General features: G+C 37.4%; 12 protein-coding genes and 1 pseudogene. 11 read left to right on the top strand and 2 right to left on the bottom strand.

Features of this window, described 5'->3' with window-relative positions; genetic code table 11:
• Positions 1–96: 96 nt before the first annotated feature.
• The 8 genes and pseudogenes from rutD to ASC84_RS19850 all read left to right on the top strand — a co-directional run bounded on the left by rutD (position 97) and on the right by ASC84_RS19850 (position 7,819).
• Positions 97–897: a pyrimidine utilization protein D gene (gene rutD, locus ASC84_RS19885; protein WP_056517866.1), complete on the top strand. Its 801-nt coding sequence runs from the start codon at positions 97–99 to the stop codon at positions 895–897.
• Between the two features lie 28 nt (positions 898–925).
• A pseudogene (locus tag ASC84_RS23415) lies at positions 926–1,075 on the top strand (nitroreductase family protein); the annotation flags it as partial.
• A 543-nt stretch (positions 1,076–1,618) separates the two neighbouring features.
• Complete coding sequence (gene rutA / locus ASC84_RS19880) at positions 1,619–2,731, top strand: pyrimidine utilization protein A (RefSeq protein WP_056517864.1); 1,113 nt, start codon at positions 1,619–1,621, stop codon at positions 2,729–2,731.
• A 5-nt stretch (positions 2,732–2,736) separates the two neighbouring features.
• Complete coding sequence (rutB, locus tag ASC84_RS19875; protein WP_155860366.1) at positions 2,737–3,513, top strand: pyrimidine utilization protein B; 777 nt, start codon at positions 2,737–2,739, stop codon at positions 3,511–3,513.
• A gap of 88 nt (positions 3,514–3,601) precedes the next feature.
• A complete protein-coding gene (gene rutC, locus ASC84_RS19870; protein ID WP_056517860.1) occupies positions 3,602–3,985 on the top strand; it encodes a pyrimidine utilization protein C in 384 nt (127 codons plus the stop codon).
• A gap of 94 nt (positions 3,986–4,079) precedes the next feature.
• Positions 4,080–4,646 carry an NADH-dependent FMN reductase RutF gene (rutF, locus tag ASC84_RS19865; protein WP_035371025.1) on the top strand — a complete coding sequence of 189 codons (567 nt, stop codon included), beginning with the start codon at positions 4,080–4,082 and terminating at the stop codon, positions 4,644–4,646.
• Positions 4,647–4,670: 24 nt separating this feature from the next.
• Positions 4,671–6,029 carry a pyrimidine utilization transport protein G gene (gene rutG, locus ASC84_RS19860; protein ID WP_056517858.1) on the top strand — a complete coding sequence of 453 codons (1,359 nt, stop codon included), beginning with the start codon at positions 4,671–4,673 and terminating at the stop codon, positions 6,027–6,029.
• Positions 6,030–7,066: 1,037 nt separating this feature from the next.
• Positions 7,067–7,819, top strand: coding sequence for a class II aldolase/adducin family protein (locus tag ASC84_RS19850; protein WP_056517856.1), 753 nt, complete (start codon positions 7,067–7,069; stop codon positions 7,817–7,819).
• A gap of 83 nt (positions 7,820–7,902) precedes the next feature.
• Here ASC84_RS19850 and ASC84_RS19845 read toward each other — a convergent pair whose 3' ends face one another.
• Positions 7,903–8,592, bottom strand: coding sequence for a pirin family protein (locus ASC84_RS19845; RefSeq protein WP_004724634.1), 690 nt, complete (start codon positions 8,590–8,592; stop codon positions 7,903–7,905).
• Between the two features lie 174 nt (positions 8,593–8,766).
• Positions 8,767–9,996, bottom strand: coding sequence for a L,D-transpeptidase family protein (locus ASC84_RS19840; protein ID WP_004724632.1), 1,230 nt, complete (start codon positions 9,994–9,996; stop codon positions 8,767–8,769).
• A 275-nt stretch (positions 9,997–10,271) separates the two neighbouring features.
• Between ASC84_RS19840 and hemE the strand changes: the two genes are divergently transcribed.
• The 3 genes from hemE to ASC84_RS19825 all read left to right on the top strand — a co-directional run bounded on the left by hemE (position 10,272) and on the right by ASC84_RS19825 (position 12,787).
• A complete protein-coding gene (gene hemE / locus ASC84_RS19835; RefSeq protein ID WP_056517855.1) occupies positions 10,272–11,345 on the top strand; it encodes a uroporphyrinogen decarboxylase in 1,074 nt (357 codons plus the stop codon).
• Between the two features lie 21 nt (positions 11,346–11,366).
• The gene (locus ASC84_RS19830; protein WP_056517854.1) at positions 11,367–12,173 is read left to right on the top strand and encodes a DUF817 family protein; all 807 of its coding nucleotides are present in this window, start codon (positions 11,367–11,369) and stop codon (positions 12,171–12,173) included.
• Positions 12,174–12,316: 143 nt separating this feature from the next.
• Entirely contained in the window at positions 12,317–12,787 is a 471-nt protein-coding gene (locus tag ASC84_RS19825) for a DUF3015 family protein (RefSeq protein ID WP_056517853.1), read from the top strand.
• The last annotated feature ends 33 nt before the right edge of the window (positions 12,788–12,820 follow it).

The following is a 12,820-nucleotide window of genomic DNA, read 5'->3' as shown; positions in this document are numbered from 1 at the left end:
TCATCAAAAGCCTTTAAAAAACCAACCTAAACATAACAAGGATTCGGCATATTTTTTGCTGTTATTAAATCAACTAATTAATAGAATGGTAAAACAATGAGCTATCGAATTTTTCCTTGTGTTACTCAGCAAGATGCTGAAATTGTCGTTTTATCTTCAGGTTTAGGCGGGCACGCCTCATTTTGGCAACCACAAATTGAAACATTAACCCAATATTTTCAAGTGCTTGTTTATGATCAAGAAGGTTGTCATGCGAATTCTGATGCATTGCCAACATCATACTCAATCAAAAATATGGCGAAACAAATTCTCGATATTCTGCAACAACAACAGATCAAACAATGCCATTTTATTGGACATGCTTTGGGCGCGGTCATCGGGGCAGAATTGGCGGTCTTGGTTCAGAACACAGATATATCATTAACCAGTCTTACTTTTATTAATGCTTGGGATGCACTTGATCCGCATACACAAAAGTGTTTTCAGGCACGTATTACTTTATTAGAAAATGTAGGTGTTGAAGCTTATATACGGGTACAAGCTTTATTCCTATATCCGCCTGCCTATATTTCAAAACATATTCAAAAAATTCAGGATATTGAAAATTCTGGATTCGATGATTTCCCACCCATCAACAATGTATTGGTACGTATGAATGCATTGATGAATTTTAAAATTTTACCTGAACATGTCGCAGCTTTGGCAAAAACGGATGTGTATTATATTGCCAACAAAGATGATTTTTTAGTGCCTTATCAAAAGAGTATCGATCTTAAAAAAGCATTGGGGCATGGCGTATTAACACTGTTGGAAACAGGAGCACATGCATCCTCTGTAACAGAAAGTAAGACAGTCAATCAGATTTTAATTCAAAATTTAGTAGAAGAGGTGCTATAAACCACAACCTAAATATGAATATAAATCAATTGTGCTTAGCAGCCATAACTATAATGGCTAGTTAGATAAAATAATCAGCACTGAGCAGATTTATGATGTAGTAAAAATGGGGCCTACTTCTGCCAATCGTTGTCCTGCACGATTTATATTTTTGACGACATCTGAGGCCAAAGTAGGATAAAAGCCAGCGCTTTCTTTAGGAAATGAAATATAGAAAAAAACATGACGGCTGCAAATATGATTATTAATATTGGTTATGGTGGTCATAAAAAATATATGCAAGATAGCTTCGATTAGCTGTTGAGGGTGCTTGTAAAATATTATAAATATTGATTTTGTTATGGTTTTAATTGCGGTTTTAATTTTGATTTTTAATAGGTTATTTATTTTATTAAAATACTGGTTGATTAAACGAAAATTGTTATGCTATCGAACCGCATTTTTATGCGGTTTTTTATTTTTTGTTAAATCCGATTTAGAAATTTCAATGATCTAAAATGATGCATTTATGCACTATTTTAGTTTAATTTTTTACTTGAGAAATTCATAAATTTTACCAAAAGGTAAAATAAAAAATAATAATTAAAATTTTAACAATAAAAACAATACATTAAATTTAGTGGCATGCACTATGCATTATTAATAATTATAAGTTGAGTGAAGTTTTAAATTTTTGATCAGATGTTTTTTAGAATATTTTTTTGTCCAGTGAGGTTTAGCTATGAAAATTGGTGTGTTTTGTCCGATTGGAAATAATGGCTGGTTGCTTTCAGAAAATGCACCGCAATATAAGCCAACATTTGAGTTAAATAAACAGATTGTACAGCGTGCAGAACATTATGGTTTTGATTTTGCATTGTCCATGATTAAACTGCGTGGTTTTGGTGGTAAAACTGAATTTTGGGATTATAACTTAGAAACGTTTACATTAATGGCAGGTTTGGCCGCAGTCACCAGTAAAATTAAAATTTTTGCGACAGCCGCGACTTTGGTGATGCCACCAGCCATCGTGGCACGTATGGCATCTACGATTGATTCAATTTCAAATGGACGTTTTGGGCTAAATGTTGTGACGGGATGGCAACCACCAGAATATACCCAAATGGGACTATGGCCAGGGAATGATTATTTCTCTAAACGTTATGATTATTTATCTGAATATGTCGAAATTTTACGTGAGCTTTGGGCAACTGGAACATCTGATTTTAAAGGCGAGTTCTTCCAAATGGAGGATTGCCAAGTAAAGCCAATGCCACAAGCTGATATGAAAATTATTTGTGCAGGCCAGTCTGATGCGGGCTTAGCGTTCTCTGCAAAATATGCAGATTATAATTTTGTCTTTGGTAAAGGGTTAAATACACCAACCGCCTACGCTGAAATCAATGACCGTTTAAAAGTACATACCGACCAAACTGGAAGAGATGTACAAACTTATGTTTTGTTTATGGTGATTGCCGCAGAGACAGATCAACACGCCATGGCGAAATGGGAGAACTATAACCAAGGTGCAGATCTAGAGGCGATTAATTGGTTAATGAACCAAGGTGGCAAAGATCAAACATCGGGTACAGATACCAATATTCGTCAAATGGCTTCAAGTGTTTCCCCCGTCAATATCAACATGGGAACAATCGTTGGTTCGTATGAAAATGTGGCTAAGATGCTGGACCAAATTTCTACAATTCAAGGTACTGAAGGGATTCTTTTAACTTTTGATGATTTTATACAAGGGGTTGAGGATTTTGGACAACGTATTCAGCCTTTGATGACTTGCCGTCAGGAGGTTGTTGCAAGCTATCAATCAGCTCAACCCATTTTGGAGAAAAGCGCATGAGTATGATGAATGACGCTAAAGCTGTAGAACATCTGGTCTGTACAGATTTTACCGCACATGCAGGAACGGGCAGAGTTTTAAAAGCAGAACCAGAATCAATTCAGCTTGCACCAGAACAAACGGCGCTTATCGTGATTGATATGCAAAATGCCTATACCTCAATTGGTGGTTATTTAGATTTGGCTGGTTTTGATGTTTCAGCCACTCAACCTGTGGTTGCCAATATTAAAAAAAGCATTGATGCAGCACATACCGTGGGCATCCAAGTGATCTATTTCCAAAACGGATGGGATCAGCAATATGTAGAAGCAGGTGGTCTAGGTTCTCCTAACTTTCATAAATCCAATGCCTTAAAAACCATGCGTAAAAATCCTGCCTTACAAGGCAAATTATTGGCAAAAGGAGGTTGGGATTTTGCATTAATTGATGAGTTAAGGCCTCAAGCTCAAGACATTGTGATCGAGAAACCACGTTATAGCGGCTTTTTTAATACAGCGCTGGACAGCATTTTACGTGCCCGTGGTATTCGAAATTTAGTTTTCGTGGGTATTGCCACCAATGTTTGTGTGGAATCAACCCTCAGAGATGGTTTTTTCTTGGAATACTTTGGTGTGGCGCTTAAAGATGCATGTTATCAAGCGGGTCCTCAAACAGCGCAAGAGGCAGCCTTATATAACATTCAAACTTTTTTTGGATGGGTGTCTGACACGGCGTCATTTGTAAAGACTTTTAATACTCAACAGGCACAGCCAAATTCTGTGACTTTCAGTCAATCGGCTTAGTGGTTTTAAACTGGTTATTTGTCTTTTGCCATATCTAGTATTGAAGTCTATGGCGAAGATGCTTTAAGGAAAAATAAAGGAATTTAAAATGTCGAAACAAGTTGTGATCCCAATAGGTACAGCTAATCCCCTAGCACCTTATGTGCCAGCAACCAAGGCAGACAATATTGTTTATGTCTCAGGTACGTTGGCTTTTGATGAAAATAATGATGTGGTCTGTGTCGGTGATGCCGCAGGGCAAACCCGGCATATTTTAGAAACCATTAAAAGCGTCATCGAAACTGCAGGTGGGACAATGGATGATATTACCTTTAACTCAATATTCGTCAAAGATTGGGCAGATTATGCTGCAGTAAATGTGGTCTATGCTGAATATTTTCCCAATGATAAACCCGCTCGATATTGTGTACAGGTCGGACTAGTTAAACCTGAAGCTTTAGTAGAAATTGCATCTGTAGCACATGTGGGATAAAGCATGTCTAGATTTGTCTATGCGTTTTAATCATTTTTTTCAAAAATAATTTTAACCTCGATGAACATTTGCGCATTGGGGTGGGAGCGTCATGATGCAAATGATCAAACAGGAAAGTGCACTTACTGGTGAAATAATTGAGTTTAACACTCCGTGTGAAGCCAATGTCCATTTAGAAATCGATCAAGCTATTTTTAGACAAGGTATGTCTAACCTAGGTGCTGCGGTCAATGTGATTACCACCAAAGGCGATGCAGGGCAGGCAGGTTTTACCGCATCCGCAGTGTGTAGTGTAACGGATTCACCTCCAACCTTATTGGTATGTCTCAATCGGGCTGCTTCGGTATATCACATTTTTTCTGAAAATAAAGTTTTATGTGTCAATACATTGGGTTCAAATCAAGCCGAATTGTCGAATCTCTTTGGTGGCAAAACACCGATGCAACAGAGATTTGCGCAAGCTGAATGGAGTGAACTGGTGACAGGTTCTCCCGTGTTAGATAACGCCCTAATTTCATTTGATTGTGAAGTGGTATCCAGTCAAGTGGTCGGCAGTCATGATGTATTGTTTTGTCAGGTCAAAGCAATTCGTCACAACCCAAGTTTAAATGCGCTTCTATATTTCAAACGCAGTTACTGTGAACCTCAAAATGTATGTTGATCTCTCAATATGGGGACTTAGAAAATGGCGACAAAAGAACCATGGTTTACATCATTTAAACCATACACAGGAAATTTAGATCAAACCCCTGTGCAAATTGATGAATATTTACCTGCTGGAAAAAGTATTGTTTTGGGCTTGCAACATGCTTTTGCAATGTTTGGTGCAACGGTTCTTGCCCCTTTACTAATGGGCTTTGATCCCAATTTAACCATATTTATCACGGGTATTGGCACGATTCTATTTTTCTTGATGACAGGTGGAAGAATGCCCAGTTATCTCGGATCGAGTTTTGCATTTATTGGTGCTGTCGCTGCTGCAACAGGCTATGCTGGAGTGGGATCAAATCCGAATATTGCCTTGGCTTTGGGGGGGACCATCGCTTGCGGCTTAGTGTATGCCGCGATTGGTTTAATTGTCATGAAGACTGGAACAGGTTGGATTGAAAAGTTGATGCCACCGATTGTTACGGGTGCAATCGTGATGATCATTGGACTAAATTTGGCACCCGTCACCATTAAAAGTGTTTCAGCAAATTCATTTGATACTTGGATGGCAATTCTAACCATTCTGTGTATCAGTGCGATTGCTGTATTTACCCGAGGCATGATGCGTCGCTTATTATTGTTGTTGGGTTTGGTCTGTGCATATGTCTTATATTTTATCCTTGCCAATGTAATGGGTTTTGGCAAAGCTATCGATTTTGCAGTCATTAGCAATGCTGCATGGTTAGGCCTACCACATTTTGTTGCACCTACGTTTAATGCCAATGCCATGCTGTTAATTGCGCCCGTGGCAATAATTCTGGTCGCTGAAAATTTAGGTCACTTTAAAGCAGTATCTGCAATGACAGGCCGTGATTTATCACCTTATATGGGACGTGCTTTTTTTGCCGATGGTGTATGTACCAGTTTATCAGCTTCTGTTGGTGGGACAGGCATGACCACCTATGCTGAAAATATTGGGGTTATGGCCGTCACTAAAATTTATTCAACTACTGTCTTTGTGATTGCTGGGATCTTTGCCATTTTGTTGGGCTTATCACCTAAATTTGGAGCTGTAATTAGTACTATTCCTGTTGCGCTTTTAGGTGGTGCTTCAATTGTGGTGTTTGGTTTAATCACAGTGGCTGGTGCAAAGATTTGGATTGATAACAAAATTGATTTCACTAAAAACAGTAGCTTAATTATTGCTGCGGTCAGCTTGATCATGGGAGCAGGTAATTTTAGTGTACATATTGGTTCATTTGATCTTGGTGGAATCGGTACAGCAACTTTGGCCGCAATTTTATTAAATCTATTTTTAAATCGTGGAGAAAAACAGCCTGATGAGATCAAGCTAGAATCAAGTGATGCTGAAAAGTCCTTATCGCAGTCTTCTTGAGGCAAAGGGATAAGATTGTGACTTCAAATGATTAAACAGCAGATTTTACCGTGAAAAGCGTGGCATTCATTGGTTGTGGGGAATGGGATTACGTATGACATCTCATTGAGCAAAAGTTTGTACACGAGTGAAATATGCAATCGTGATTTTGCAAAGGTCAATCACATGCACAAAAATTGGGACGCTTGCAGTGAGTTTGTAAGAAGTGCCACAAGCAGATGTGATTTTTCCTTGTTTGACTATAAGCACGAGAACAGAATATAGGGCGTGAATTCAAGCTTTCATATTGCAATTTTAAAGCGATTGTAGGGGAAATTCTTATCCATATTTATGGATGAAATTTATACAGATATTGTGGTTTTTTATAGTGATGCCCTATGCGACAGATTTTGTCGCATAGGGCATTTCTCTATCTAGTATTTAATTCTCCAATAAATATAATAGAACCTGTAAGCACGATGAGATTTAAAATATCAAAGACTGGATTAAGATACGCGAAATTCTAAAAAATATTCAAAATCGACAAAATAAAAATCAGGCTATTTACTTAGTCGGTATGGTTGATTTAAACGAATTGGATATTTCATGGTTGATTGATGAAGACTACATTGAAATTGATGATGCTATTTCTTACTTAGATAATAGGGATATTGTTTTTATTAAGGATTTAACTTTTAAGGGTAAAAAATTGCTCTATCAGCTCAGTATTTAAATCTATTCTTATAACAACGAATGAGGGCGTTTTATAACAATAATGAAGAATTAAAATAAATAATAATTTAATTTTTTATTTTAATAAGAACAAACAAAATATAAATCTTTATTATAATAATTTGATAAATATAAATAATAATAAAAAATATGATAATTAATAATTTTAATCCAAATCAATATTCAATTATTGATTTGGATTTTTTATATTATGCAACCCCGAAATTGATGCTTTAGTTATCATTCACGAATTAAAACTTGTTAATTTGTTGAACACTCGCTAAAAGTAATGATGTTTATACATTGGCAATAAAAAGGATTTTAGGATGAAACGTCCAAAGCATATTGATAAAGCTGAATGGGAAGCACGTTGTCAGTTAGCAGCCCTTTATCGCTTGATTGCTCACTATAGAATGACCGATTTGATTGATACCCATATCAGTTTACGTGTCCCGCATGAGCCTGATCATTTTCTGATTAACCGCTATGGGGTGACATTTGATCAGATGAAAGCATCAGATTTGGTGAAGATTGATCATGAAGGGAATATCGTGGCCGATTATGATCAAGGGAAGATGGTCAATGTCGCAGGCTTCGTCATTCATTCTGCCTTACACCATGCCAAAGATGATATTCACTGTGTTATTCATACCCATACGGCAGACGGGATTGCGGTGTCTGCACAAGAAAAAGGTTTATTGCCTTTATCGCAACATGCACTGAAGTTTTATAATAATATTGCTTATCATGAATATGAGGGCATCGCGTTTTCCACCGCAGAGCGAGAGCGTTTGGTTGAGGATTTGGGCAATTACCGTTGCATGATTTTACGTAATCATGGTTTGCTCGCCACTGGTAATAGTATCGCAAGAGCATTTCACGAAATTTACTTTTTAGAACGGGCTTGTCAAGTTCAGATCAAAGCCATGAGTAGCTCAAAACTGCATTATCCGAGTAAGCAAATATGTGAATATACGGTGAAGCAATTTGAAAGTGATGCTGCTGAACCAATTATTCAGGCCGCTTGGAATGCTGCTCTATCATTGATTAAAGATCAGAAAAAAGATTATTGTGCTTAAACACTGCTGCTAACTTATTCAACAAGCTCGACATAAAAAAAACCTCCATATATTGCATACGGAGGTTTTTTATTGCATACGGATTAGCTGTTTAAATCAAACCAAATAAATTGGCTATCTTCATGTGCAGTGAGTGTTGAATCTTCGTCAAATAAATAAGCATCACCTGCTTTAACGACTTGACCGGCAATATCAATCTCACCTTCGATCACATGTACATAGTTAAATTTTTGGGTTGCTTTCACTTCAAGTGTGTGACCTTTTTCCAAATATGCCGCTTTAATTTCAGCATCTTGACGAATATGCATCGGCGCATTGTCATTTGGCCCCACAATCAATTGCCATTCATTAGGTGATTTTTTAGGATCACGTTCAATTTGTTGATAATTCGGTTCAGCATCTTGAACATTTGGAATCACCCAAATTTGTAGCATATGAACGGCTTCATCACCTTGGTTGATTTCACTGTGTTGTACACCTGTACCCGCACTCATCAATTGCCATTCACCGGCATGGATATGACGTTCATTTCCCATGCTGTCTTTGTGTGAAATGGTACCTTTGAGCACACAGGTCAAAATTTCCATATTGTCATGTGGATGAGTACCGAAACCTTTATGTGCTGCAATGGTATCATCATTGATTACACGTAAAGAACCAACACCCATATATTTAGGATCGTACCAGCTACCAAAAGAGAAACTATGTTTGGTGTCTAACCAACCCATTTTTACGTGACCACGGTTTTCGCTGTGATGTAAAAAAGTATTCATCTCAAGTCTCCAATTCTTTATTTTTTAACATGAGTGAATATTAATATTTAAGTAATTGGGATGAAATAGCAAAATAGCAACATATTGTTTTGTTTTTAGAACGATCAGTTTTTTATCTTTTGCAATAAAAAAACCAGTGTATGCACACTGGTTTTCATTTCATCAAGTATAAGATTATTCTAGGAATTTAACCGTTACACCTGATTTAACTTTTTTACCTAAGTCATTGGCATCCCAGTTGGTCAAACGAATACAACCATGTGAAGCTGTTTTCGAAATTGCAGATGGGTTTGGCGTACCATGAATACCAAATGATTTCTTACTCAAGCCAATCCAGATATTCCCTACAGGGGCATTTGGACCAGGTGGTAATGATAATGGTTTTAAGTTTTTGCCTTGTACAAAGTTACTTGGCGAGTAACTATACCAAGGGTTGCGTGCAACACCGGTAACTTTATACGTTCCTGTTGGCGATGGCGTATCAGAACTACCAATCGTGGCAGGGAATGAGCCGACCATTTGGTTTTGCGCATTAAATAAATACAATTGTTTCGCGCCTTTATGCGCCACAATTAAATGGATATTTTCAGGCAATTCGTTACGGATATTGGTGACAACGATCTTTTCACCAACTTTGTTAAATGTTGCTTTAGGATTAAGTTTCTTTAAGAACTCTTCATCCATATGGAATTTTTCACCCAGCATTTCGGTGACACGGGTGTAATACAAACCTGGCATTTTTGCTTGTAAAGCATAATCACGTGGAATTGATTTTGCATAAGGACCTTTTAGATCTTCAGCAGTTATCGTGTATTCCACAAAAGCAGGCTTATTGCCTTGTTGAGAAATTAATGCATCCCAAGTTTCTTTGGTCAGCTCACCCGTTGGTTTAATGCCATTCATTTGTTGGAATGAAGCAATGGCTTTCAGCGTATTCATACCGCTTGAACCATCAATTGCACCAGGTGAAGCATGTGCATTATTTAACATGACATGGGCACGAGCATAGACAGGGAATTGACCCTTGCCAATATTTTCGTACCATTCTGCATTGTTGATTCCATCTAAAGTCCAAGATGCTTTAGGCGCGTTGGGATTGCTTGCCGTTTTTGCAGTCGTGGTCTGTGGAGCCGATGGGGCAATAGCAGTACCTGAGTTTTTATCCTCAGTTTTTTCTAAATTTTGTAGCGTGTTTGCAGCTTTGTCTAAGTCTTGTTGCTCTTGCTGGCTTATCTGTGTTTCTACACTTGAAGCAGAACTGTCAATAGCAAGTGGATCAATAGGATCTTCAACGGGAGCAGCAACTTTTTTAGGCGTTAGAGGTTGCTCAGCTGTAGATGCAGCAAAAGCTGTACCTGTTAATAAACAGCTTAAACTCAAAGCAAGAATTGAGCGAACGAACATGTAGATCAACCTTAAGAATTATTCATAATTTATGACTAAAAATCTGGGTAAGTATTGCAGAAATTATAAGGTGTTGCAGTATTTGTTTTGTGTTAATCATTTTTTTCTATAGACATTTTCCCTGTCAGCTGGTTTTGTTTTATTTTCGTATACCAATGAGAATTTAAATTAAAGCAAGCAAATAAAACTTTATTGAGAAAAATTTTCTATAAATGGTTATGTAGCAGGCCTTTTTGCTATGATGGGGCGAATTTAATTTTTGATTGGGAAAGTAAATGACGACCTTAAAAAATGATCGTTTTCTACGTGCCTTATTGCGTGAGCCTGTAGATACGACTCCGGTTTGGATGATGCGTCAGGCTGGACGTTATTTACCAGAATATCGTGAAACACGTGCGAAAGCAGGTGATTTTCTTTCTCTTTGTAAAAATACAGAATTTGCTTGTGAAGTGACTTTACAGCCTTTGCGCCGTTATGAGCTTGATGCCGCAATTCTATTTTCAGACATTTTGACTGTTCCCGATGCTTTAGGTTTAGGGCTTTATTTTGAAACAGGTGAAGGTCCTAAATTCCATAAAACAGTTCGTACTGAACAGGATGTGGCAAATTTACCCAAATTCGATGCCAAATCTGATCTGGCTTATGTGATGAATGCGGTTTCAACCATTCGTTCAGCTTTGGGTGGTCAAGTGCCTTTAATTGGTTTTTCGGGAAGTCCGTGGACCTTGGCAACCTACATGGTGGAAGGTGGTTCAAGCAAAGACTTCCGTTTTACCAAACAGATGATGTATGCACAACCTGAAGTTTTACATGCTTTATTAGATCGTTTAGCCGATGCTGTAATTGACTATTTAAATGCTCAAATTGAGGCTGGTGCTCAAGCTGTACAAATTTTTGATAGCTGGGGTGGCGCATTAGCGCATCGTGAATATCTAGAATTTTCACTCAAATATATGCAGAAAATTGTTGCAGGACTAAAACGAGAGCATGAAGGGCGTAAAGTACCTGTGATCTTATTTACCAAAGGCGGTGGTCAATGGTTAGAGCCAATGATTGCTACAGGTGCAGATGCATTTGGTTTAGATTGGACAACCTCATTAAACGTGGCTCGCCAAACAGTCAATGGACGAGCAGCGCTACAAGGAAATCTAGATCCTGCAACATTGTATGGTTCAGCTGATTCTATTGAGAAAGCAACCAAAGCCATGTTGGATGATGCATATGCCAATGGTGAGAAAACAGGTTATATCGCTAACTTAGGTCATGGTATTACACAATGGGTTGACCCTGAAAAACCAAAAGCATTTATTGACACTGTACACCAATACAGTGCCAAATTTTTAGGTTAACTTATTGTTGTAAATGCATTTATGATCTATTTTAAAGCATTATATGAATTTCTATTTAAGGCAGCGTCGGCTGCCTTATTTGGTATTTTATTGTTGATTGCATTTGTCATTACGGCAAGTATGGGCAGTCATGAATTTTATGGTTTGTTTCGTTATGACTGTTTATTGTTTTATGCGTTGATCATTCAAGCCTGCTTATTGTATTTAAAACTAGAATCCTGGGCAGAAGCGAAAGTTATTGCTTTATTTCATATCATGGCCATGGCTATGGAAATATTTTTAACACACCCACAAATTGCCTCTTGGCAATATCCGCAACCTGCCGTTTTTAAACTTTTGACCGTGCCTTTATTTGCAGGATTTATGTATTCGGCAGTCGGTAGTTTTTTTGCACGCTCACTGCGTTTGTATCAGGTTTCTTTTTTAAATTTGCCTAGTTTTGCCAATATGTTGAGTCTGGCAGTATTGTCATATATCAATTTTATGAGCAAATTCTTTATTCCAGATTTTCGTAATGTATTGTTCATTTGGAGTGTGGTAATTTTTTGGAAAACAAAAATTCGCTTTAGATTACAACAGCATGAGTTTCAGCTTCCGATTTTACCGGTATTGGTTGTTTTAGCATTTATAATTTGGGTTGCTGAAAATATTAGTACTTTTAATAAAATTTGGTTGTACCCGAGTCAGGTGGATGCATGGCATATGGTGGGGTGGGGTAAGCTTGGCTCGTGGTATTTGCTGTTACTTTTAAGTCTGGTTTTAGTACTTAAAATTCTTGGAGATCGTAATAAAAATGGTGATTGGTCACTAAAAAAGTACAATAAATAATTTCGTAATTGTCACATTTAGATTTGCATATCTAAATTTATGTGATAAATCTAAATAGGTGTAATCAAACTTACACATAATGGAAAATAACAATTTACATATGTTGAATTAAAACAATGCATATGAAAATTCTGGAGAATTATATGTTAAAAAAAATCGCTTTGGCTGCTGTATTGGCTGCGGGTTCAAGTGTTGCTATGGCTGATCCAGATGTGGGTTGTGGTTTAGGATCGCAAGTTTGGGCTGGTCAATCTGGAAAAATACCTAAGATTTTAGCGGCAACCACCAATGGTCTTTTAACTAACCAATTATTAGGTATTACGTTTGGTACTTTAGGTTGTAATGGCAATGGTAAAGTGACTGCTCAAGTTGTGACCTTTACCAATGAAAACTCAGAATCACTTGCACGTGATATGGCTGTAGGACAAGGTGAAAGCCTAAACGTACTTGCTTCATTATTAAACGTTAAAGATGCAGATAAAGCACGTTTTAATGCTGTAGCGAAGTCAAACTTTGCAAGTATTTATTCAGCAGAAAATCAAAATTCTCTACAAGTATTAGCTTCACTTCAACAAGTGATGGCAAAAGACGAAGTATTAAAAGCTTACGTTTAATTGCGTCAAAAACCCTGCCTTGTTGCAGGGTTT

Origin of the sequence: Acinetobacter sp. Root1280 (assembly GCF_001425285.1) — a bacterium.
Classification (GTDB): Bacteria; Pseudomonadota; Gammaproteobacteria; order Pseudomonadales; family Moraxellaceae; genus Acinetobacter; species Acinetobacter guillouiae.
Note: the sequence above shows the minus strand (reverse complement) of the source record. Positions and strands in the feature narration are given on the sequence as shown.